Source organism: Sphingobacterium sp. HJSM2_6 (genome assembly GCF_049316305.1).
Classification (GTDB): Bacteria; Bacteroidota; Bacteroidia; order Sphingobacteriales; family Sphingobacteriaceae; genus Sphingobacterium.
Genome location: NZ_JBMOXB010000001.1, coordinates 552,934 through 577,474, shown reverse-complemented (window position 1 = coordinate 577,474; position 24,541 = coordinate 552,934). Strand labels below are relative to the sequence as shown.

Below are 24,541 nucleotides of genomic sequence, written 5' to 3'. Positions count from 1 at the left end.
AAACAGGGGTTCAACAGAATTGAACTGAAAAGCGCAGGTTAGCATCATGCTAACCTGCGCTTTTCAGTTTATGATTTTTGGGAGAAAATTAAGAGTTTATCCCAATGATATTAATTTCTTTATTTTATATATAAACAGGTATTTTTGCAATTCCAAAAAATAAATAAGCATGCATAGAACACATACTTGTGGCGAATTAAGATTAGCAGATCTAGGTAAAACAGTTACCCTAAGTGGTTGGGTGCAGAAATCAAGAGATTTAGGAGGAATGACTTTTATTGATGTTCGGGATCGATATGGTATTACTCAACTGACTTTTAACACGGATGATGACGAATCACTGCGCAGTCAAGCACGTGAATTGGGAAGAGAGTATGTAATCAAAGTGACAGGAACTGTGATTGAACGATCTAGCAAGAATAATAAAATTCCTACTGGAGAGATTGAAATTAAAGTTACTTCATTAGCTATCCTCAATGAATCTAAACTTCCACCATTTACCATCGAAGATGAAACCGACGGTGGAGATGATATTCGCATGAAATACCGGTATTTAGATATCCGGCGTAATCCAGTAAAAAACAGCTTAATTTTCCGCCATAAAGTAACACAAGAAGTTCGTAATTATTTATCAGCATTGGATTTCTGTGAGGTGGAGACACCTTATTTAATAAAATCTACTCCTGAAGGTGCTCGTGATTTTATTGTTCCTTCACGGATGAGTCCAGGGCAATTTTATGCCTTACCTCAATCACCACAAACCTTTAAACAATTATTAATGGTGGGTGGTTTAGATAAGTATTTTCAAATCGTTAAGTGTTTCCGTGATGAGGATTTACGGGCAGATAGACAACCTGAATTTACACAGATTGATTGTGAAATGTCCTTTGTAGAGCAAGAAGATATCTTAACTATTTTCGAAGGAATGACTCGTCATTTATTAAAAACCATTCATGGTATTGAATTAGATCAATTCCCTAGAATGACATTTGATGAAGCTATGCGTACGTATGGAAATGATAAGCCCGATATTCGATTTGGTATGAAGTTCGGGGAATTAAATGAAGTGGCTCAACATAAGGATTTTGCGGTTTTCAACACGGCGGAATTAGTCGTAGGTATCGCTGTTCCTGCTGCTGCAAATTATACAAGAAAGCAAATCGATGAGTTAGTAGACTGGGTGAAGCGACCTCAGGTAGGTGCTTCAGGTATGGTATATGCAAAATATGAAGCGGAAGGTGCTATTAAGTCCTCCGTAGATAAGTTCTATGATCAAGAAGATTTAAGCCAATGGGCTGCCATTACAGGCGCACAGGTAGGTGATTTAATCTTAGTGTTGTCTGGACCAGCAAACAAAACAAGAGCGCAGCTTAGTGCATTGCGTATGGAATTAGGCAATCGCTTAGGGCTACGCAAATCGAATGAGTTTGCACCATTATGGGTGGTTGATTTTCCATTATTGGAGTGGGATGAAGACAGCGAGCGTTTCCACGCCATGCATCATCCATTTACCTCACCAAAATTAGAAGACATGGCATTATTAGATACAGATCCTGGAAAAGTAAGAGCAAATGCCTACGACTTAGTCTTGAATGGAAATGAAATAGGGGGTGGTTCTATCCGGATTCATGATAGAGATATGCAAGCTTTAATGTTTAAACACCTTGGATTTACACCTGAACAAGCACAAGATCAATTTGGATTCTTGATGAATGCCTTTCAGTTTGGTGCTCCTCCTCATGGTGGTTTAGCATTTGGTTTAGATCGACTTACCGCAATCTTGGGTGGACAAGAGACCATTCGTGATTTCATTGCATTCCCGAAAAATAATTCAGGTCGTGATGTGATGATCGATGCTCCTGCGACGATTGAAAAAGCACAATTAGACGAATTGAATATCTCCCTGTTGCGTACACAACAATAAGTAATACGCTAATCGCGTTAAGTAAATATTAAATTACTATATTTAAAAGTTGACTTAATTAAAGTCAACTTTTATTTTTGCAGAATAACGACACTCATTCCTATGGCGCAAACTACCGCTGATAAATTCTTACAAGAAAGTGCAAGCAAATCTTTTGATATGCAGCATCGTCAGATTATTCAAACTGCGATAGATAAATATACAGTGAGTGCAGAGGTAGGCCAACAAAAGTTTTTTGATTTAGACAATGCCAAGACCAAGGCGAATCTAATCAAGTGGAAAACCATGGAAAACCTAGACCGTTATTTGCTAGATTTTGAATCTAATTTTACCGCTAGAGGAGGGAAAGTGATTTGGGCAAATGATGCCAATGAAGCCCGAGAAGAAATTGCTCGGATCATGGAAAGGCATCAAGCGAATTCAGTTGTGAAATCAAAGTCTATGGCTACGGAAGAAATTGATTTAAATCATTTTCTAGCATCCAAGCAAATTGAATGCATTGAGAGTGATTTAGGTGAATTCATCATCCAGTTACTTGATCAAAAACCCTATCATTTTGTCACTCCAGCGATGCATTTAACGTTGGAAGAAATCGCCAAGTTATTTCATGAAAAGTTTGAGACCCCATTAGAGGCTACCGCGGAAGATATTACCATGAAAGCCCGGGAACTGCTTCGTGAAAAATATTTAACAGCCGATATTGGAATTACGGGTGCGAACTTCCTCTTAGCAGATTCAGGAAGTATAGCCATTTCTGAAAATGAAGGTAATGCCCGACTAACGACAACCTTTCCAAAAGTACATATCGCCGTTGTCGGTATAGAGAAAGTGATCCCAAGCATAAAGGATCTCGATTTGTACTGGCCTTTATTAGCTACCCATGGAACAGGTCAAAACTTAACCGTTTATAATTCAATAATTAGTGGGCCTAAATCACCTACGGAACGGGATGGTCCAGAAGAAATGTATGTTATCTTATTAGATAACGGAAGGACGAATGTATTGGAACAAAAGGAACAGCGACAAGGTTTATATTGCATACGCTGTGGAGCTTGCCTCAATGTATGCCCGATTTATCAAAATATTGGAGGCCATACCTATAAAACTACTTACCAAGGACCTATAGGATCCTTAATTTCTCCACATCTGAGTGGTATGAAAGAATTTAAGCATCTTAGTTATGCTTCCTCATTGTGTGGCAAATGCACAGAGGTGTGTCCAGTTGGTATTGATATCCAAAAAATGTTATTACTCAATCGTCGAGATGCGGTTCAGCAAGATTTAGTGAGTAATGTAGAAAAGAAAGGTTGGTCTTTATTTACTTGGGCAATCCAGAAAAGATCAATTATCGATCTTTTCGGAGGAAAGTTTAAGAACTTTTTTGTTAAGCGATTTTTTAAAAAGGCTTGGGGCGAACAGCGGGAGCTACCTCCAATAGCTGCAAAATCATTTAGCCAACAATGGAAAAAGAAACATAAAAAAGACAAATAAATGAAACAGGGTTATTCAAAAAATAACCCTGTTTTATTGAACTCGAATTCGTTTTATTCTTTCATAGTTTTTACAGCTACCTGATTTAAACCCATTAAAGACTTGCTGTTTTCAGCCATACGAATAAACTCCGCGCGATACCCTTCATCATCCTTTCCTTTCGACTGTTTCGCTCGGGCTATTAATTGATCAAAGTTGGCTTGCTGTTTATAATCCGATTGTCGAAGGAGCATACCTAACTCGGCCACTGAAGTCGCAAATCTGAAATCCTCCGAAGTAGAATTTAGCGGTGTTACGGTGTTTTTTACGACAACAAGTTGCATTTTACTTTGATCACTGGTAGGTTCTTTATACCTAAATTTAACCGTTGCTAACTCCGCATTGTTCGAACCTTTTTTACCAGGCGTATTTTGTTGGTACTTTAAGGGATCAATAGCCCCACTCCAATTGCTTTGAACCCCAACAGGAACAATTTCATAGATAGCAGTTACGGCATGTCCAACCCCCATATCACCTCCTAATTTTTGGTCGTTATTAAAATCTTCAGCAGCTAGCAGTCTATTTTCATAGCCTAGCAAACGGTACGCTTGCACATATGCTGGGTTAAACTCGACTTGAACCTTGACATCCTTTGCTACAGTGAATAACGTGCCTCCAAATTCGGTCACCATGGCCTTTCTAGCCTCTGCGATGTTATCAATATAAGCGTAGTTTCCATGGCCTTTATTTGCTAATAATTCCATTTTGCTATCTTTTAAATTGCCCATTCCAAAACCTAACACGGTGAGGTGAACCCCACTCTTTCGCTCATTGGTAATCAAAGACTCCATATCCTTATCACTGGAAACACCAACATTGAAATCTCCATCGGAAGCTAAAATAATTCGGTTATTACCTTGATCTTTAAAATTTTCTTTTGCCATTTGATAGGCCAGCATTATACCAGCAGCACCTGCGGTAGAACCTCCAGCCTGTAATTCATCAATGGCTTGTTTAATCTTCATCTTTTGAGAACCCGATGTACTGCTCAGTTTTATTTGCGAGGTACCTGCATAGGTCACAATCGCTACCTGGTCCTGAGGCCTTAATTGATCCACCAATAATTTTAAAGACGATTGAACTAATGGCAATCTGTTATAGCCATTCATGGATCCCGATACATCAATGAGGAAAACAAAATTTGATGCCGGTAGATTTGTTGAGGGGATATTTTTAGCCTTTAAAGCGATGCGTAAAAGTTGGTGCTTCGTATTCCAAGGGGCTGTAGTTAATTCGGTGTAAATCTTTACAGGATCACCATTGGTAGGAGCTTGTAGGTCATATTGAAAATAATTGATCATTTCTTCAATCCGGATGGCATCTTTTTCAGGTATACTTCCTGAATTTATAATGCGCCGAACGTTACTGTAAGAAGCAGCGTCTACATCCACAGCGAATGTAGATAATGGTTCTTTAGTAGGACTCATGAATTTGTTTTCTTCAATAGTTCCATAGGTTTCTGAAGAAGCCGCTGTTTGCAATCCTTTAAATACTAATCGTTCAGGCCTAACGCTATAGTTTCCCTTGGTCCTGATATTCGCTGTTAAAATGTTAGGCGAACTATAGGCAGCAACGACCACTTCTTCATCCAACAGAGTAGGGGCAGAAGTACTTATTGGAGAAAGATATATAATCAGTTTATTTTTCTTGCTCACTTGCACCGTACTGTTGTTGAAACCTAACAAGCTGATTGTCAGTTTATCATTTTCATCGGCTTCTATTTTAAAGTTTCCATCCTTATCCGTTGTGCTGTGAATGTGTTTATTCACTACCGTAATTGTAGCACCTGCTAATCCTATTTTTTTCTGGTCCATATGTCTTACAGATCCTATTATTTCTTTTGCGAAGCCAGTCTGCCATCCTACTAAGGACAAGAGCAGCATGATTATAATTGTTAATCTTTTCATGTTTATTCAATTTTTACAGAGGATGCAGGAAAAATCAAATTTCCATAAGCGAAAAGAAATATTTAATTTTCCAATTCATTTATAGCTAAATACACCTTGCGCAAGCTGACAAATCATACGGATGAAGAATTATTACAAGCCTATTTGGGCAATAATGACCTTCAATATTTAGGAGACTTGTATCAAAGGCATAGTGAAATGGTGTATTATGTATGTTTGCGTTATTTCAAAGAAACAGAAAGAAGTAAAGATGCAGTCATGCAAATTTTCGAAGAACTCATCCTAAAAGTAAAAAAACAAACCATTCAAGATTTCCCCCGTTGGCTTTATGTGGTTAGTAAGAACCATTGCCTCATGGCCCTAAGGTCTAAAAAGGGAAAAGTAGAAATTATAAGTGATAATTTTGTGGAATTTACTGTAAACCTGCATCAAGAGGAAAACGATGCAGAAAAGGAATTGCAATTGCAAAATTTAGAAAAGTGTATTGAACATTTGGTAGCACAGCAAAAAACGAGTGTTCAGTTGTTTTTTCTGGAACAAAAGTGTTATCAAGAAGTTGCTGAATTGACAGGTTATAGCTTAAAGGATGTGAAAAGTTATATTCAAAATGGAAAGCGAAATTTAAAGAATTGCATGGAAAGGAGGGGCGATGAATAATCATTTTGACTTGAATTACTTACGGAAATACATTCGCGCCGAATTAAGCGCGAAGGAAATGTATGAAGTAGAGCGCGCATCTCATGAAGATGAAATGTTAGCAGATCTAATAGCTGGGCTTGAACAAGAGCAGCAATTAAATGAGACTTTTCATAAAACGGATATTGATTCTGCCATTTATGAAAGAACGCATCCCAAAAAGAAGAACTTCCAAATTAATGTTAAATGGTTAGGTATTGCCGCTAGTTTGCTGGTATTACTGGGCTCCATATTAACTATATACTTGCAACAACAACCAGAACCGGTAGCCGCTGATGCTGTTATTGCTAGTGCTCCTCAGGAAGAAATTACGGCAGATTCCGCTTGGAATGATGTAGAAGTAGATAGTATAGACCAAGATCAGGTAGAAATTGCGGCAATTGCGCAACAAAAAAAGAATACGAACAGTCAGAAAGGCAATTTAAGTAGCACAACAACGGAAAAAACAGTCGAGAAGAAACGTATTGAAGAGTTATTAGCTGCGAATTTATCAGCAAAAAAGAACCCTGTTAATCAGGACTTTTTGAAACAAAGTGATCCTAGTTTGTTGGATGAAGACTTACAAGGGCGTGTAGCTGGTATAGCCAATAAAAAGAGCAATTACACAGCCAATTTGATGATCCGTGGAGGTGTTCCGCAAAATTCAAAAGAAGGAGAAAAAAACACAAACTCTTCGATTATAGTCGTTAATTTTGGCACTCAGCCTAAAAGCAATGTTGTAGGAGCTATTGCAGGGAGTAAAGTTTCATCAAATCAAAATAATGTCAGCTTTGCAACGGGTAGAGTTTTAGATCGATCCTCTGGTCGCCCGATTATAAATGCATCCATCAAAGATTTACAAAAGAACATGTTGGTCGTAACAGACTCTACCGGTCAATATGTATTACCTATCTCAAGTCCCAATGCAGAAATTGAAATTTTGTCCCTGGGCTATGAAGCGCAGCGCGTCATCGCTAGCACAAATAAAATAGTACAGCTTAGTCCCGAATCAAATTCGATCGATGAGGTCGTGGTTGTCGGTTATTCAGGTAAAAGTGAAAAATTTAAATCTGAACCTATAGTCGGTTGGGATACGTATAAAAAGTACCTCACAGAAAATGCCAGCGAATCGTTATTGGGCAGAGGAACGGTCACCCTAGTTTTTGATATTAATCCGTTTGGAAGACCTATGGATATAGTTATTAAAAGAGGAGAAACAGACGCGCTTAATCAAAAAGCCATACGCCTGGTTCAAGATGGTCCAGATTGGAGAAAAGGAAATGACGGTAAAAAAGTCGAAGTAAAGATCTCGTTTAAATAATCGGGGGAGGTGGAAATTACGGTGTTAACGTATCTTGAATCATTCATCATACGAAGCATCAACCAATCAAGATTTCTTTTTGGACCAGCGAAGAAAAGATTTCCCTGGCCCATCCTGACTAATCTTTTTCAATAGTTTATTTCGATTCTCCTTGTTTCAAAATTGCGAGGATTATTTTTTCAGGCTTTACAGCCATCGCACAGAAATCAATTCAAAACTTTCAATTCGAATAGCTCAACGCTATAGGTTTATAGCTCCCAGTTAATCGCTAAGAAACATGCATCCGAGCCATGGGAGCAATATCTTGCCCCACAAAATCTTGAGTTAAATATTTATGGTACCCGGCTATAGAAATCATAGCGGCATTATCGGTACAATATTCAAATTTTGGAATAAATACATTCCAATGATATTTTTCCCCCATTTCTTGCAAAGAGGTACGAAGACCAGAATTTGCAGAAACACCTCCAGCGATTGCTATATTTTTCACGCCAGTAATTTTGGCCGCTTTTTTAAGTTTGTTCAATAAGATAGATACAATCCGATCTTGTACAGATGCACAAAGGTCATTCATTCGCTCTTCCAAGAAATGCGGATTAGACTTCATTTCTTTTTGAACTAAATATAAAATAGCGGTTTTCAAACCTGAAAAACTAAAGTTTAAATCTGCTATTTGAGGTTCAGGCAATTGAAATGCCTTTGGATTACCAAGTGTTGCATGTTTATCGATTAATGGCCCACCTGGATAAGGTAGATTTAATATTTTAGCGGTTTTATCAAAGGCCTCACCTGCGGCATCATCCAAGGTTTCACCTAACAATTCCATTTCAAAATAATCTTTAATCAAAACTATTTGTGTATGTCCACCAGAAACGGTGAGGCACAAAAATGGAAATGTAGGTTTAGGGTTTTCAATAAAATGCGCCAAAATATGCGCTTGCATATGATTTACCTCGATTAATGGGATATTCATAGCCAAGGCGAAAGATTTTGCAAAGGAAGTTCCAACCAGTAAGGATCCTAAAAGTCCTGGACCACGTGTAAAAGCCACTGCATCTATCGCATTTTTGTGTATTTTTGCTGCAGCAATAGCTTGGTCTACCGTAGGAATAATATTTTGTTGATGCGCTCTAGAAGCTAATTCAGGTACAACGCCACCATAGATCGCATGGATATCTTGATTGGCTATAACATTTGATTTAATTTCTCCATCTATACAGATCGAGGCAGATGTTTCATCACAAGATGATTCAATTCCGAGTATGATTGCCATTTTAGGGAAGTAATAAATAAAGTACAAAAGTATCAAAAAAATACTTAAAATAACGTTAATTAGCTTGCTCAGCATGTTGGCCGTGTTGTCTATTTTGCTGTTTTCACTGCAATTTGCACCTGTGCAAACTTTTCTAACGAAGAAAGTCGCCAATTATCTTGCACAGGAACTTCAGGCGGAGGTATCCATAGCTCGTGTATATATCAAGCCCTTTTCTTCCATAACGCTGGGTGGATTATCCTTATCCGATCAAAAAGGACATACCATCCTTAAAGCGAAGGAATTGCATGCCAATGTAAGACTAAGACAACTTTTAAAAAATAAACTAATCATCGAAAAATTGACGCTTGATGAGGGTTTTGTGGATTTTCAAATTCATGAGGATGGTTCAAACTTCAAATTTCTCATTGATTATTTTTCGGATAAGAATACGACAGCCGATCAACGTAAAAAAGGTATTCAGTTACAGCTCCACCATATCGTATTTAAGAATAACCATTTCAAATACATTAATCACCGCAAAACGCATCATCAAAAGGGTGTGGATTTCAGTGATATTGAAATTCAACATTTGAATGGTGAAATTGCAAGCATTTCCTTGGATAGCACTCAATTTTCAGGAGATGTCAAGCGCATTAGTTTTGTAGAAAAGTCGGGTTTTCAGGTCAAGGAATTGAGTACTTCTGCAATCATTGGTGATCAATCCATGGAATTTGATCAACTAAAATTAATGACCAATCATTCCACTGTTGGCAGATACTTGAAATTCACCTATACCGATTTTAGCGATTTTTCAGACTTTATTCAAAAGGTACACATGGAAAGTACTTTTGATGATGTCTATGTAGATTCGCGGGATATTGAATATTTTGCTCCCGATCTAAAGTTTGTGCGTTTTAAAGCCAACTTATTGCAAGGCAAAGCAAGTGGTACGGTAAGTAATTTGCATGCGCAGCATGCACACATCAAAACGGGTAAGGAAACCGAGTTAATAGGCGATTTTAATATTGTAGGGCTTCCTAATATCAACGAGACCGTTTTTGATTTTCAGTTGCAATCCTTAAAGAGCTCAGCTACGGATGTAGAGCTTTTGGTTCCTCAATTGGCCAATCGTAGTCAATTTAAACTGCCTCAGCAAGTGCATCAATTTGGTAAAATAAATTATCAAGGGACTTTTCATGGTTTTTACAATGATTTTTCTGTGAATGGGAATTTCCAAACGGCTTTAGGCGATTTGACAACCAAAACAGGGATTAACTTAAAAAATAATATTGCCTATTCGGGGAATTTAATTGCTCCTGAATTTCAGCTTGGGAAATTGTTATTGAGCAACTCTTTACGTAATGCGAAATTAGATTTAAACTTTTCAGGAGAAGGCTTAACCCTAGCAAACTTAACTTTACAAGTAGATGGCGCAATAAATCATTTTCAATATGGCAACTATCAGTACGATAGCATAGCGGTACATGCTGATTTAGCCCATCAATTATTGTCTGCCCATGGGGATATTACCGATCGTAATGTAACGCTAGCTTATGAATCCCAAATTGATTTTCAGCACGATGAAACGGTCTATGATATCAATGCAGCCATTGATCAAATAAACTTTAATCGTCTAGGCTTATTTCAGCAGGACAGTATTATTGTTTTTGATACCTATATCAGTACCCAGCTTAAGGGAAATAACCTTAATAATTTAAATGGTAACCTTTCTACTGGTCAGATTTCTATGGCCACCAAAAGAGGAGAATTTACGATTAATAATTTATTCTTTTCTGCAGAAGGGAATGAAAAAGATCGCTTATTAATACTTACGTCAAATGTGCTTGATGCAGAAATGAAAGGTGTTATTGACTTGAACAGCATTGTCCCCTATTTTAAAGCCCTGGCGATGCGGTATGCTCCGGCCATAGGCTTCGATATGGAACCCTATCGGGAACAAGATTTCGACTTGAAGGTTAATATTAAATCTTTTGACCCAGTATCCGCATTTTTAGATCCAAATTTAACCTTACAGGATGGCGCACGATTGAATGCGCAATTTTCATCTAATGATTACACGGCTAAATTTTTGGCCTTTAGTCCTTTGGTAAAATATAAAGGATTTCATTTGCAGAATCTGGAAGTGGAAGAAAGTGCGGATGAGCAGGAATTTTCCTTAAAATTAACCGCCGATAAATTCTTCTTGAGTGATAGTCTATTTGTTAATAAAATTGTCATCAATAATGTATTAGCAAAAGATAGTTTGTTTTTCCAAATAAATGCTTCGAATGAAAATGACCCTAATATCTTACGATTAAATGGAAATATTCATTTTGCACAAAATAAACCTGCCTACATTCAATTTAATAAATCGGATATACTTATCAATTATGAACCCTGGGCTTTGAATACCGATGCCCAATTGCGGGTTTCGAAAGGGAAGTTTTATTTGAATAACTTAAGGGTGAGCCAAGGAAAGCAATTGGTGGCGTTAGACGGCATTATCTCCAATGAAGATGATCAGCTGAACGTAAGCTTTGACCATTTTAACCTGCGATCCTTAGCCTCTATGTTAGAGCCTTTGGGTATTCAATTAGATGGGGAGTTAAACGGAAATTTTGAATTGCATTCTATTTTCAAAAAACCCTATTTATCAGCCAATATTCATACTTCTCCTTTAGTCTATAATAAAATACCTATAGGCCAATTGAAGCTTTTGGCTGATTATGTACCGGAACATAAGAAGGCGAATTTGGATATTCAATTATTGGACGATCGTAATCGTGGATTAAATCTGAAAGGATTTTATCAGGAAGACAAAGGAGATCAATCGATCCAATTGGCTGGCAGCCTGAAAGAAGCGGAGTTGATTTTATTGCAACCATTTGTGAAGAATTTAGCGTCTAACCTAGAAGGGAAAGTCAATGCTGATCTTGAAATTGGAGGGACCCTAAAACAACCCAAAATAAAGGGAATTGCTAAAATTCAATTTGCTTCCTTAATGGTCAATTACCTTAAAACGACCTACCAACTTCATAATGAAACGGCAATTATCGATCAGAACAATATTTTGATTAATAACTTAAAGATTGCGGATGCAAATGGTCATTTGGCACATGCTTCTGGTATTATCAATTTGAATAATCTTCGAAATCCTTACATCGACGTGGACATATCCACGAATAATTTCATGATATTAAATACCAATTACAAGGATAATAACCTGTATTATGGGAAAGCATATGCAACGGGAACATTTGCATTTAAAGGGCAAACTTCAGCGATAGATATTAATATCAAAGCACGATCGGAAGATAATACCTCGATCAGCATTCCGTTTAATAATGCGATGACGGTTACCGACAGTGATTTCATCTATTTTGTCAGTAAGGATTCAAGCGAAAATAAAGTCAATGCTTCTAAATATTTCTTAAAAGGCTTGACCATGAACATGGATTTGACCTTTATGCCTAGTGCGGAAGTGAATTTACAAACAGACTTAGGTTCGTTGAAAGGGAATGGAACAGGCGAGATCAGTCTGAAACTTTCTACCTTGGGCGATTTTGAAATGTTTGGCGATTATGTAGTAAATTCTGGAAAATTCCATTTTACGGCGCAAGATTTCATCAATAAGTATTTCGATATCAAACAGGGAGGTACCATTCGTTGGACAGGTTCACCTTCAGCTGCTACGATTAATTTGGTGGCCATTTATCAACAACGAACATCTATAGGAGCATTGTATAATGCAGCAGGACGAGCAGGGCAGGATGAACGCGTATTGGCTCAAGCGGATATGAATATTAAAGGAACTTTAAGTAGGCCCGATGTAACTTTCGATTTAAATTTTCCTCAAAACCCCTATGTACGCGATGAATTACAAACCTATTTGTTAGATGCAAATAATGTCAATCAGCAAGCGCTCAGTTTAATCGTGCGCCGTAGTTTTACAGCAAGTTCCTCCAATGAAATTGGCCGGGAAGTGAATAATACCTTATTGTCTGCAGGAACTGAAATTGCCTTTAATCAGCTCAACAATATCTTAGCGCAATCGCTTAATATTAACTTTTTAGATTTTAACATCCGTTCCCTAAATGACGCTTCAGCATCCTTCCGGTTCTTTAATGATCGATTAGTACTAACGGGAGGAATTGTTGATCGAAGGAATATACAAACCACCGATTTAACGTTCTTTTCTAATCAAGTTGCTACAGATGCTGAATTAACTTATAAAGTTCGGCGAGATGGAAGTTTAATGTTTAGAGCTTATAACCGCTTGAATACCCGCAATATTCTATTTACACCAACGGATGACTATATCAATGCCGTGGGTATTGTATACCGGCAAGAATTTAATACCTTACGGGAGTTCTGGAAAAAAATGTGGATGATTCGTTTGCGCAAGGAATCGGAAACTTCCATACAAAGAAGTTTGGATTCAGCACCGCAATCCAATTAAGGCAGTAAGCTGCTTATTAATGCATCTCTTTCTTCCTTTAAATCGAGTCGACATTCCGGTTGTTTGGCGCGATTATACCAATACCTTGCATTCCATTGATCTCCTTCTACACGGTGCAAATAGGCATGAACATGTGCTGATTTGCGATCTTCTAATAGATCTACTAAATCATGCGCATTTTTCCAATCTCCTTTGGCGTCAAACCATAAAGATTGAAGTTGAACCGACCAATGTTTGGCTGGTTGATCCTCCGATAGGCTGTGGTAAAAATCTGCTAGAGTCATTGCTTAAAATTACTATAAATTATTAAAAAAAATAGCCCTTTATCCTTATAATTCCCGATTTAGGATGCTAAGATGGGTCAATAAGACCATGACTAAACCTATTCCTTTAATTATTTCTAATGAGGATGCGATGGCCTTTTCTATGCAGGCTTTGGAACTTAAGAATCGTGTAAAAGGGTGGTTTTAGTCATCGATCTGCTTATCCGTTCATTAAACTTAAGCGCATTTTAGACGGATCTACTTTGGATCTCCATCGGATCTTCTTCGGAAAAAAGCGAATCATCTCCGAAGGAGATACGTCGATGAACCTATGGATGTTCCTAATAATACAGATGAAATTTGGGAAGTAGGACCGAAGATTTAGGGCAAGGTATACAGCAGCAGAAGGAGTGGGAAAGTAGGAGATTTTCATCGTCAGAATTTTGTTTTTTTTAATAAATATTTAAATATGTCATGATATTTTTAATCAATACTAATCTTTGATAAATTTTGCTAAAAATTTAGGTTTAAGGGTCAGCAAAAGACCTCGGAATTTTAGTAAATCTATACCTTAATAAGGCTTGTTTTTAACCACTACCACTTTGCCCCACTACAGCGATATTTTTCGAATTTTTCTTCTGAAATAGAGTGATTTAGCGCTTTAAAATAGGGGGAAATAAAGGAAATGATACAAAATCTAATGGGTTGAAATTCAATAGTATCCTTGGTTTTTACGGTCTCTGAGCGAATTTTTGTGGTTAAATCTGTATGTGGAAAACTTTTTTGTGGGGCATTGTGGGAGATTGTGGGAGAAAGTGTATACTTTTACATTATAATTAATGTAGGGTAATACTATATGATTCAATTAATCGGAGAATTCGAATGCAAGTTGGACACCAAAGGAAGAATGGTGGTTCCTGCTGCGCTTAAACGGCAACTGCCGGAAGCGGAGCGGGAGGGGCTTGTAGTGAATCGCGGTTTTGAGAAAAATTTAGTGATTTATACCCGAGAGGAATGGAATAAGAAAATGCAGCAATTAGCGAAGTTGAATCAATATAATTTGAAGAACAGAAATTTTGTTCGGCAATTTATGCGTGGTGCAACCGAGCTTGCTTTGGATGCTGCGGGTAGGGTTTTGCTTCCGAAAGGTTTGTTAGAATATGCAGGCATAGAGGGGGAAGTGGTGTTGGCATGTCAATTTGATAAAATTGAAGTGTGGTCAAAACCTGTATACGATCAATTGATGGGTGAAGATATGGGCGAAGACTTTGCGGCACTAGCGGAAGAAGTAATGGGTGGATTTGATTTTGGAGGTATGGATAATGAATAAGGAAATCGAATATCATGTTCCTGTGATGTTGCAGGAATGCATAGAGGCATTGGCTATTAATCCAAATGGTATTTATGTGGATGTTACGTTTGGTGGCGGAGGTCATTCAAAAGAAATTATAAAGCATTTGGGGCCTAAAGGTCGATTGATTGCTTTTGATCAGGATCCTGATGCTATTCATAATGCCATTCAAGACGATCGCTTTACGCTGATTCATCAGAATTTTAGGTTCTTAAAAAATTATTTACGTCTGGAGGGGGTGAAGCAAGTGGATGGGATTCTGGCAGATTTGGGCGTCTCTTCGCATCAATTTGATGCAGCGGATCGCGGTTTTTCCATTCGGTTTGATGCAGATCTGGATATGCGTATGGATCAGATTTCCGATTTAGATGCCAGAAAAGTATTGCAAACGTATTCTGAGGAACAGTTGCATCGGATATTCGGGATGTATGGAGAAATCCAAAATGCGAAATCGTTGGCAAAAACTATTGTTACAGCAAGATTGACGCGTGAAATACAAACCGTTGATGAGTTGAAATCGGTTATACAAAAACACGTTCCTAAAGGAAAAGATCATAAATATCATGCGCAAGTGTTTCAAGCTTTGCGTATTGAAGTAAATAAAGAGTTAGAGGCTTTACAAGAATTTTTAACACAAACGACGGCTGTTTTAAAAGAAGAAGGACGCTTAGTCGTGATGTCGTATCATTCGTTAGAGGATCGCTTGGTGAAGAATTTTATGGCAAAAGGAAAATTCAAAGGAGAGGTGGAGAAAGATTTTTTTGGCAATGAAATTAAACCCTTTAAAGTAATAAGTAGAAAAGCCATTGTTGCTACTTCGGAAGAGGTGCTTCGAAATAATAGAGCGCGAAGTGCGAAGCTTCGAATTGCGGAGAAATTAAACGTGGAGGAATAAATGGCGAAGCAGAATACGATAAAACAAAAAGAGCTCAGTGAAGAAGTTCAGGAGGAATTGTCGGATGCTGTAGAAGAGAAAGTCGAGGAGACGGAAAATTTTATAAAAACGTTTTTTTCTCAACAAAAAATCTCTGCCTACCTCGTAACGAAGAATTTGCCATTTGTGGCATTTCTTGCTTTTTTAGGGTTATTGTATATCAGTAATAGGCATTTGGCAGAAAATACCGTTAGAAGAATTGATAAGTTGGGGCGAGAAGTGAAGGAATTAAGTTGGGATTTTAAATCATTGAATGCGGAGTTGATGAAATTGACTACGCAAACGGAAATAGCAAAACGTGCGGATACCTTAGGGTTAAAAGAACGCACAGAACCACCTATAAAACTAGAAATTGTAAAAGAAAACAACTAAAGCGTACCAATAAATGAATATTAGGAAATCCATATTGATTAGGGTCTACCTGGCGTTCGGGCTAATGGTATTTGGTGCTTTGTTGGTATTCGGGAAATTATTGCATTTACAATACATTGATGGAGACCGATGGCGCGATATCGCAGATAGTTTGACCATAAAAGAGCGCGTAGTTGAAGCGGCTAGAGGGAATATTTATTCCAACGATGGCAGTTTATTGGCTACTTCAGTTCCGGAATACGATATCCGTTTTGATGCGATGGCAATCCCTATTACGCATAATGATGTGTTTAATGCTCATGTAGACTCCCTAGCGGTACGGATGTCTAAATATTTTGCTGATAAATCTTCTAGGCAATACTTGGCGCAATTGAAAGAAGCGAGAGCCAAAAAACAACGTTATGTTTTGTTGAAACGTGCGGTAAGTCATCAGACTTTAAAAGAATTGCGGAAATTTCCATTATTCAAAACCTTTAAAGAAGGGAAGCAGCGGTTTTCAAGTAGTTTAATTGCCGTACGTGAGAATAAACGCATTTTGCCATTTACCAATCTTGCAGCGCGAACTATAGGCTATAAGAATACAAAAGGAGATACGGTACGTGTAGGATTAGAGGGGGCGTACGGAGATTATATCGAAGGAAGAAGTGGGGTGCAGTTGATGCAGCGTATAGCAGGTGGGGTATGGATTCCTGTAAATCGGGAAATGGAAGTAGCACCAACCGATGGTTCTGATATTATTGCGACGATCGATGTAAACATGCAAGATATGGCGCAAAGGGCATTGGAAAAACAATTGATTGAAAGTGATGCCGATAATGGTTGTGTGGTCTTGATGGAAGTGAAAACGGGTGAGGTTCGAGCAATAGCCAATTTTACAAGAGATGCTGAAGGCGTGTTTAGGGAGAAGTTTAATTATGCCATTGCGCAAGGAGCGGATCCTGGCTCGACTTTTAAAGTTGCCTCCTATTTGGTCGCCTTGGATGATGGAAAAATAGATACCAATACGATTGTTGATGTCGGTAATGGCACATATAAAGTACCAGCACATACGATTAAAGATTCGCATGCACCAAAAAAATCAAGAATGACAGCCAAAGAGGCTTTTGAAGAATCTTCGAATGTAGGTGTTGCGAAATTAATAAATCAGCATTATGGGAATGATCCAGCAAAATTTACTGGAAAACTACATAAATGGGGATTAAACCAACCCTTAGGGCTTCAAATTCCTGGGGAAGCGAATCCTTGGGTAAAAATGCCAAGTAGTCGTTCATGGAGTAAATTATCATTAGTTCAGATGGCTTATGGGTATGAATTGAAATTTACGCCTTTGCAAATGTTAACCTTGTTTAACGCAGTAGCCAATGATGGAAAAATGATTGCACCATTATTTGTAAAAGAAATTCAACATTTAGGAAGTACCGTTAAGAAATTTGATGCACGCGTGATAAATGATCAAATCGCGTCTAAAGATGCAATCAAGAAAATGCAAGAGATGATGGTTGGAGTGATGGAAGAGGGGACTGGAAAGCGGTTAAGAAGTCCATTATACACTTCTGCTGGAAAAACGGGAACAGCGCAAATGGCGGATGGTGATCGGGGATATGGCGCAAGACGGTACCAGTCTTCATTTGCAGGATACTTTCCCGCGGAAAATCCGAAATACTCAATGATCGTAGTCATTCGTAACCCTAGGAAAGGATATTATGGAGGAGCGATTGCTGGTCCCGTATTTAGAGAGCTTGCGGATATGGTATATGCAAATGATTTATCCCTACATCATACTTTTAATCAACGGGTAGTAAATAGTAGCGGCTCAAAGACGCCTTATACATTGAAAGGTTCCAAAGAAGCTACAGCGAAAGTATATGAACAACTAGGTTTTAAAACGATAAACTGGAATGCCATAGTGCAATCAGAAAAAGATAGTGCCAATCAAGTTGCGGCGGCATTTACCGAAGTACAATTTCAAGAAGGAGTGGTACCTAATGTCAAAGGGATGGGATTGGTAGACGCGTTGTTTGCCTTAGAAAACTCAGGATATAAAACAACTGTCAAAGGAAAAGGAAAAGTGGTCAATCAATCATTGGCTGCGGGTCAACGTTTAAAAACGGGAACTCCGGTCTTAATCGAATTGAATTAATATGATTTTAAAAGAACTGTTACACGCTATACCAGTAAGGGACTACAAGGGTGACTTGGAGACTCCAGTAGAAAGTATCTGCTTGGATTCTAGAAAAGCTGCTCCCGGCGGATTGTTTGTTGCAGTTCGTGGTCATCAAACAGATGGGCATCTTTTTGTTGAAAAAGCTATTGCAGCTGGTGTTTCTATTGTGGTAGTCGAAGAATATCCAAATACCTTCTTAGCCGATCGAGTGTACATTTTAGTCGATGATTCTTCCTATGCATTAGGGGTTATATCCTCTAATTTTTATGGTAGACCTTCTAACAAATTAAAGTTGGTAGGGGTAACAGGTACCAATGGGAAGACGACGATTGCTACACTTTTGTTTAATTTATTTAAGAAATTAGGCTATCAAGTAGGATTGCTTTCCACTGTTCAGAATCAAATTGCTGATCGAATAATCCCATCTACCCATACGACTCCAGATCCGGTGTCCTTAAACGCTTTGTTGCAGGAAATGGTGGAAGAAGGCTGTGATTATTGTTTTATGGAAGTCAGCTCACATGCCATCATTCAACAGCGTATCGCTGGACTTCGATTTGCAGGTGGAATTTTCAGCAATATCACGCATGATCATTTAGATTTTCATGGTACTTTTTCTAATTACATTGCAGCCAAGAAAAAGTTTTTCGATGATTTGGATCGCTTTGCTTTTGCATTAACCAATACCGATGATAAGAATGGGATGGTGATGTTGCAAAATTCATTTGCACATAAAAAAACCTATGGTTTACAGCAATTAGCGGATTTTAAAGCGAAGATTTTAGAAAATCATTTTGACGGGATGTTGTTGGATATAGATCATCAACAGGTCTGGGTGAAATTGGTGGGTGAATTTAATGCCTATAATATCCTAGCTGTATATGGAGCTGCGATTCTTTTAGAGCAAGAGACGATCAAAGTGTTAACTGCATTAAGTGAGGTTTCAGGTGCTGAAGGAAGATTTGAAACGCTCAAATCTAGCCATGGAGTGATTGCTATTGTCGATTATGCACATACGCCAGACGCTGTTGAAAATGTATTGGAAACCGTTCAAAAATTACGTCAACCGAATCAGCAGATTTTTACGGTTTTGGGTTGTGGAGGCGATCGCGATAAAACGAAACGTCCAGAAATGGCCGAAGTGGCAGTCCGATTAAGTAATAAAGTGATCCTGACCTCTGATAATCCAAGATCTGAAGATCCCAATGTGATTATTAAAGAAATGGAAGCAGGTGTGCCAGTAGATCAAAAAAAACATGTCTTTTCTATTACGGATCGTCGCGAGGCAATTCGTGCGGCTTTTCATTTGGCGCAACCAGGAGATGTTATTCTAGTGGCAGGAAAAGGGCATGAAAAATACCAAGAAATAAACGGAGTGAAAAACCACTTTGATGATAAAGAAGAACTAATAAAGATTTTTAACGAACATAACGCATAGCATGTTATATTATTTATTCACTTGGCTTAACGAACATATTCATATACCTGGAGCTGGACTATTACAGTACATCTCCTTCCGTACGGCTATGGCGGTGATTGTGTCGTTATTGATTACAACCGTTTATGGTAGTCGATTAATTCGATTATTGCATCAAAAGCAAGTGGGAGAAACTATTCGTGATTTAGGATTAGAAGGAGAAAAAAAGAAGCAAGGTACCCCAACGATGGGTGGTTTAATTATTATAGCAGGTATATTAATTCCCACCTTGTTGTTTGCCAAAATTACCAACATCTATATCATTTTGATGATTATAACGACTGTTTGGATGGGTGCTATTGGTTTTTTAGATGATTATATCAAGGTTTTTCGTAAAAATAAAGAAGGACTAGCGGGTCGATTTAAAGTTATTGGTCAGATCGGTTTAGGGATTATTATAGCTTGTACGATGTATTTTCATCCGGACATTGTCGTTCGTCAACAAGTTACGAACCCTACTTCTTCTACACCAGTGGAGGTTATTATTAATCCATCTACAGGGGAAAAGACCTATGCAGAGAATGTAAAGTCTACAAAAACAAATATTCCATTGTATAAGAATAATGAGTTTGATTATGCAAAGGTGTTGAATGTATTTGGGTTGAATAATCCTTGGGTAACCTTTATGTTGTTTTTAGTGGTTATTGTATTCATCATTACGGCCGTTTCCAATGGCGCGAATCTGACCGATGGAATAGACGGATTGGCCACGGGCACTTCAGCCATTATGGGTATTACATTGGCCATCTTAGCGTATGTGTCGGGTAACATTATTTTCTCTGATTATTTGAATATTATGTATATCCCAAATTCCGGCGAGTTGGTAATTTTCGCAGGAGCATTCATAGGAGCATGTACTGGGTTTCTATGGTATAATGCCTATCCAGCTCAAGTTTTTATGGGCGATACGGGAAGTTTGACTATTGGAGGGATCATCGCCACATTTGCTATTTTAATTCGTAAGGAATTATTAATCCCAGTGCTGTGTGGAATCTTCCTAATTGAAGAATTGTCGGTAATTATTCAAGTGGCATATTTTAAATACACGAAGAAAAAATATGGGGAGGGAAGGCGTATATTTTTGATGTCGCCTTTGCATCATCACTATCAGAAAAAAGGATATCACGAGTCTAAGATTGTGACCCGATTTGTTATCGTGTCCATCATCTTAGCCATATTAACAATAGTTACATTAAAAACGAGATAAGTATTACAGGAATGTCAAATATTGCACATACATATTATCCACAAACAGGTCGCTTAGTCATACTAGGTGCAGGAGAGAGTGGCGTAGGCGCAGCAATTCTTGGAAAAGATAAAGGCTTCGATGTGTTTGTCTCTGATATGGGCATGATCACTGATCATTACAAAGCACTGTTGAATGAAGAAGGTATTTCATTCGAAGAAGGGATCCATACGAAAGAAATCATTTTACAAGCGGACCTGATTATTAAAAGTCCTGGGATTCCTGAAAAGGTGGCATTGATTCAAACAATTCGTGAGGCAAAAATTCCCATGATTTCGGAGATTGAATTTGCAGCACAGTATACGGATGCAAAATTATATTGTATTACGGGATCGAATGGAAAAACGACCACCAGTATGCTGACCTATTACTTGTTAAAGAATGCAGGTGTGGATGTGGGTTTAGCGGGGAATATCGGGAACAGCTTTGCTTGGCAAGTGGCTCGTGAACAACATGAGGTGTATGTATTGGAAATATCCAGCTTTATGTTGGATGACATGTATCACTTTCGTGCAGATGTGGCTGTGATCTTAAATATTACCGCAGATCATTTAGACCGATACGATTACCAGTTGGAAAAATACGTGGCTTCTAAATTTAGAATGATACAAAATCAAACTAGCAAAGACGCCTTTATATATTGCTTAGACGATCCAGAAACGATGAATGCTATTCAACGTTTTCAAACTCCTGCTATGCATTTGCCTTTCACCCAAGAAAAAGACTTGAGTCAAGGAGCTTATGTTGACGCAGATCATAATTTAAAAATTATACTACCTAATAGCGAGATTTTTACCATGAATATTGAAGAATTATCATTACAAGGAAAGCACAATGTGTACAACAATAGTGCAGCGGGATTGATTGCCAAAGTACAAGAACTTCGCAATCAAACGATGAAGGAGAGTATGGGTTCCTTTGTGAATGTGGAGCATCGTTTAGAGCATGTTGCAGGTATTGGTGGGGTTAATTATATCAATGATTCTAAGGCAACGAATGTTAATTCCGTTTGGTATGCATTGGAAAGTTTTCCTGCAGACATCGTTTTAATCATGGGGGGTGTAGATAAAGGTAATGATTATGAAATGTTGCGGGATTTAGTACGTACTAAAGTGAAAGCAATTATTTGTATAGGTAAAGATAGCACTCGTATTCATGAGGCTTTTGAAGATGATACAGATGTAATTGTAAATAGCGCTTCCATGAGTGATGCTGTTCAAATAGCTTCGCACTTGGCGAAAAAAGGTGATACCGTTTTGTTATCCCCTGCATGTGCAAGCTTCGATTGGTTCAAAAATTATGAAGATCGAGGAGATAAATTTAAAGCGGCTGTAATGACTTTGTAAAAATGAGTATGGATTTAATTTTTTCTAAACTTAAGGGCGATAAATGGATTTGGATAATAGTTATTCTATTGTCTATCTGGTCTCTATTGGCCGTTTATAGTTCGGTAGGTACACTTGCTTATAAAGAAGGCAAAGGGACAGAGATGTACCTGTTTAAGCACTTTTTTATCATAGTTGCCGGTTTAGGATTAATGTATTTATCCCATAAATTAGATTATCGGTACTACGCAGGCATATCCAAATTACTGATGGTGATTACGATTCCATTGCTGTTTTACACGTTGGTTTTTGGAGAACAGGTGAACCAAGCGAGTCGTTGGTTGACCATTCCGATTATCAATCAAACGTTTCAAACATCGGATTTAGCCAAGTTAGCGTTAATTACTTTTTTAGCTCGGATGCTATCTCGTAAACAAGAGGAGATTAAGGATATTAAAAAGTCATTTATCCCCATTATGGGTGCGGTATGTGCGGTTTTTGTATTAATCGCATTAGCAAATTTATCGACAGCACTGATGCTGTTTAGCGTGAGCATCCTGTTATTAATGATTGGACGGATAGACTTTAAACAAATTGCTGTGGTTTGTGTTGGAGGCGGTTTGTTATTGACTTTAGTAGTTTTCTTAGGACCTAGAAGTGAAACCTATGTGAGTCGTGTGAATGGATTTTTTAATAATGAGCAGGTTCATGCAGGGAAAAGTAGTTTTCAAGATGATAAAAACTTTCAGGCGAATAATGCCAAGATAGCTATTGCTACAGGACAATTATTTGGTAAGGGAGCTGGAAATAGTGTGCAGCGGAATGTTTTACCTCACCCGTATTCAGATTTTATTTTTGCAATCATTATTGAAGAGTATGGGACCATAGGAGGGGCAGTACTTTTGTTTTTATACATCGCACTCATGTACCGTTGTATTCGAATTGTCACCTTAAGTCCTAGGGCATTCGGCGCATTTTTGGCAGCAGGCTTAGGGTTTAGTTTAACCATTCAGGCATTAGCGAATATGGCTGTTGCAGTAGGCTTGGGTCCTGTAACAGGAGTTCCACTACCCCTAGTTAGTATGGGTGGAACGTCTATCTTATTTACATCTGTGGCCTTAGGGATTATCTTGAGTGTGAGTAGGAATATTGAAGAATTGAAACAAAAAGAAGATTTAGTACCTACGAGAGGTTCGAAAAAAGTCGTAGTAGGCACTATTTAATATAAAGAAATATGGCGCATAAAGTAATTATCAGTGGTGGCGGTACAGGAGGACATATCTTCCCGGCTATTGCTATTGCCAATGCGTTAAAACAAATTGCTCCAGATACTGAAATTTTATTTGTTGGCGCAAATGGAAAAATGGAAATGGAACGGGTACCTGCGGCAGGCTATGAAATTGTAGGTTTGGATATCGCAGGAATCAACAGGCAATCGATGTTGAAAAATATCGCTTTACCTTTCAAAATGCTTAAAAGTTTATGGAAGGCTAGAAAAGTTCTCAAACAGTTTAAAGCAGAAGCGGCAATAGGAGTAGGTGGATATGCTTCAGGTCCCTTGTTGATGATGGCCAACATGATTGGTTTGCCAACCATTATCCAAGAACAAAATTCATATGCTGGATTGACGAACAAGAAATTAGGTCAAAAGGCTAGGAAAATTTGTGTTGCTTATGAAGGTATGGAACGTTTTTTTCCTAAAGAACGGATTCTTTTAACCGGAAATCCTATTCGTAAAGCGGCTGTAAAAATAGCAGGTAAACGTGAGGAAGCTATTCATGCCTTTCAAATGGATCTGAATAAGAAAACCCTCTTAGTTACTGGCGGTAGTTTGGGCGCTTTGACATTAAATGATTGTATCGAAGCTGGAATACCGCAATTGGTAGATGCGGGTATCCAAGTGATATGGCAATGTGGTAGTTATTACTATGAACAATTGCAAGCAAAATGGGGTGAAAATCTACCGGTAGAAGTAAAGCTTATGCCATTTTTAGATCGTATGGACTACGCCTATGCTGCAGCAGATATCATTGTAGCTAGAGCAGGTGCAGGAACTATTTCTGAATTATGTGTGATTGGTAAGCCAGTTGTATTGGTTCCATCACCAAATGTTTCGGATGATCACCAAACGAAAAACGCAATGGCACTCGCGAATCATCATGCAGCAATCGTTGTTAAAGATCAAGATGCACGTCAAGATTTAATTCAACAAATAGTGCATTTGATTAATCATCCGAATGAACAAGCGGTATACGGAGAAAATATAAAAAAATTAGCATTGCCTGATGCAGATGAAGTTATTGCAAAGGAAATATTAAACATTATAAAGAACTAGGTA

At 38.1% G+C, this 24,541-nt stretch carries 17 protein-coding genes; 14 read left to right on the top strand and 3 right to left on the bottom strand.

Translation table 11 applies throughout. The annotated features are described in order from the left end of the window. Nucleotides 1–169: 169 nt before the first annotated feature. Both aspS and ACFRAE_RS02325 read left to right on the top strand, forming a co-directional pair. Nucleotides 170–1,924: an aspartate--tRNA ligase gene (gene aspS / locus ACFRAE_RS02330; protein WP_422795503.1), complete on the top strand. Its 1,755-nt coding sequence runs from the start codon at nucleotides 170–172 to the stop codon at nucleotides 1,922–1,924. A 102-nt stretch (nucleotides 1,925–2,026) separates the two neighbouring features. Further along, nucleotides 2,027–3,415, top strand: a complete 1,389-nt coding sequence (locus ACFRAE_RS02325) for a lactate utilization protein B (protein ID WP_422795502.1) — start codon at nucleotides 2,027–2,029, stop codon at nucleotides 3,413–3,415. Nucleotides 3,416–3,468: 53 nt separating this feature from the next. On the opposite strand, the gene ACFRAE_RS02320 is transcribed toward ACFRAE_RS02325, so the two are convergent. Further along, complete coding sequence (locus ACFRAE_RS02320; RefSeq protein WP_422795501.1) at nucleotides 3,469–5,361, bottom strand: YfbK domain-containing protein; 1,893 nt, start codon at nucleotides 5,359–5,361, stop codon at nucleotides 3,469–3,471. 96 nt (nucleotides 5,362–5,457) lie between these two features. Here ACFRAE_RS02320 and ACFRAE_RS02315 point away from each other — a divergent pair, with 96 nt between their 5' ends. Both ACFRAE_RS02315 and ACFRAE_RS02310 read left to right on the top strand, forming a co-directional pair. After that, complete coding sequence (locus tag ACFRAE_RS02315; protein ID WP_422795500.1) at nucleotides 5,458–6,018, top strand: RNA polymerase sigma factor; 561 nt, start codon at nucleotides 5,458–5,460, stop codon at nucleotides 6,016–6,018. Further along, complete coding sequence (locus ACFRAE_RS02310; protein ID WP_422795499.1) at nucleotides 6,011–7,357, top strand: carboxypeptidase-like regulatory domain-containing protein; 1,347 nt, start codon at nucleotides 6,011–6,013, stop codon at nucleotides 7,355–7,357. Before ACFRAE_RS02315 ends, ACFRAE_RS02310 begins: the two co-directional genes overlap by 8 nt. A 268-nt stretch (nucleotides 7,358–7,625) precedes the next feature. On the opposite strand, the gene tsaD is transcribed toward ACFRAE_RS02310, so the two are convergent. Continuing rightward, nucleotides 7,626–8,630, bottom strand: coding sequence for a tRNA (adenosine(37)-N6)-threonylcarbamoyltransferase complex transferase subunit TsaD (gene tsaD / locus ACFRAE_RS02305; protein WP_422795498.1), 1,005 nt, complete (start codon nucleotides 8,628–8,630; stop codon nucleotides 7,626–7,628). A 73-nt stretch (nucleotides 8,631–8,703) separates the two neighbouring features. Between tsaD and ACFRAE_RS02300 the strand changes: the two genes are divergently transcribed. Then, the gene (locus ACFRAE_RS02300) at nucleotides 8,704–13,071 is read left to right on the top strand and encodes a translocation/assembly module TamB domain-containing protein (RefSeq protein WP_422795497.1); all 4,368 of its coding nucleotides are present in this window, start codon (nucleotides 8,704–8,706) and stop codon (nucleotides 13,069–13,071) included. On the opposite strand, the gene ACFRAE_RS02295 is transcribed toward ACFRAE_RS02300, so the two are convergent. Further along, on the bottom strand, nucleotides 13,068–13,355 hold the full coding sequence (locus ACFRAE_RS02295; RefSeq protein ID WP_422795496.1) for a hypothetical protein: 288 nt from the start codon (nucleotides 13,353–13,355) through the stop codon (nucleotides 13,068–13,070). The two genes, ACFRAE_RS02300 and ACFRAE_RS02295, sit on opposite strands and share 4 nt — an antisense overlap. 835 nt (nucleotides 13,356–14,190) lie before the next feature. Between ACFRAE_RS02295 and mraZ the strand changes: the two genes are divergently transcribed. From mraZ to murG, 9 genes are read left to right on the top strand one after another with little or no spacing between them, the layout of a single operon-like run. Further along, nucleotides 14,191–14,664 carry a division/cell wall cluster transcriptional repressor MraZ gene (gene mraZ, locus ACFRAE_RS02290; protein WP_422795495.1) on the top strand — a complete coding sequence of 158 codons (474 nt, stop codon included), beginning with the start codon at nucleotides 14,191–14,193 and terminating at the stop codon, nucleotides 14,662–14,664. Further along, entirely contained in the window at nucleotides 14,657–15,580 is a 924-nt protein-coding gene (gene rsmH, locus ACFRAE_RS02285; RefSeq protein ID WP_422795494.1) for a 16S rRNA (cytosine(1402)-N(4))-methyltransferase RsmH, read from the top strand. The genes mraZ and rsmH overlap by 8 nt, the downstream gene beginning before the upstream one ends. Further along, nucleotides 15,581–15,991: an FtsL-like putative cell division protein gene (locus tag ACFRAE_RS02280; RefSeq protein WP_422795493.1), complete on the top strand. Its 411-nt coding sequence runs from the start codon at nucleotides 15,581–15,583 to the stop codon at nucleotides 15,989–15,991. It begins immediately after the preceding gene. A gap of 13 nt (nucleotides 15,992–16,004) precedes the next feature. After that, a complete protein-coding gene (locus ACFRAE_RS02275) occupies nucleotides 16,005–18,131 on the top strand; it encodes a penicillin-binding transpeptidase domain-containing protein (protein ID WP_422795492.1) in 2,127 nt (708 codons plus the stop codon). Between the two features lies 1 nt (nucleotide 18,132). After that, on the top strand, nucleotides 18,133–19,593 hold the full coding sequence (locus tag ACFRAE_RS02270) for a UDP-N-acetylmuramoyl-L-alanyl-D-glutamate--2,6-diaminopimelate ligase (protein WP_422795491.1): 1,461 nt from the start codon (nucleotides 18,133–18,135) through the stop codon (nucleotides 19,591–19,593). A gap of 1 nt (nucleotide 19,594) precedes the next feature. After that, nucleotides 19,595–20,839 (top strand): phospho-N-acetylmuramoyl-pentapeptide-transferase, encoded by a 1,245-nt coding sequence (gene mraY, locus ACFRAE_RS02265; RefSeq protein ID WP_422795490.1) that lies wholly within the window; start codon nucleotides 19,595–19,597, stop codon nucleotides 20,837–20,839. A gap of 11 nt (nucleotides 20,840–20,850) precedes the next feature. Beyond that, nucleotides 20,851–22,224, top strand: a complete 1,374-nt coding sequence (gene murD / locus ACFRAE_RS02260; protein WP_422795489.1) for a UDP-N-acetylmuramoyl-L-alanine--D-glutamate ligase — start codon at nucleotides 20,851–20,853, stop codon at nucleotides 22,222–22,224. An 8-nt stretch (nucleotides 22,225–22,232) separates the two neighbouring features. After that, nucleotides 22,233–23,426: an FtsW/RodA/SpoVE family cell cycle protein gene (locus ACFRAE_RS02255; RefSeq protein WP_422795488.1), complete on the top strand. Its 1,194-nt coding sequence runs from the start codon at nucleotides 22,233–22,235 to the stop codon at nucleotides 23,424–23,426. 11 nt (nucleotides 23,427–23,437) lie between these two features. After that, nucleotides 23,438–24,538, top strand: coding sequence for an undecaprenyldiphospho-muramoylpentapeptide beta-N-acetylglucosaminyltransferase (gene murG, locus ACFRAE_RS02250; protein WP_422795487.1), 1,101 nt, complete (start codon nucleotides 23,438–23,440; stop codon nucleotides 24,536–24,538). Nucleotides 24,539–24,541: the final 3 nt, after the last annotated feature.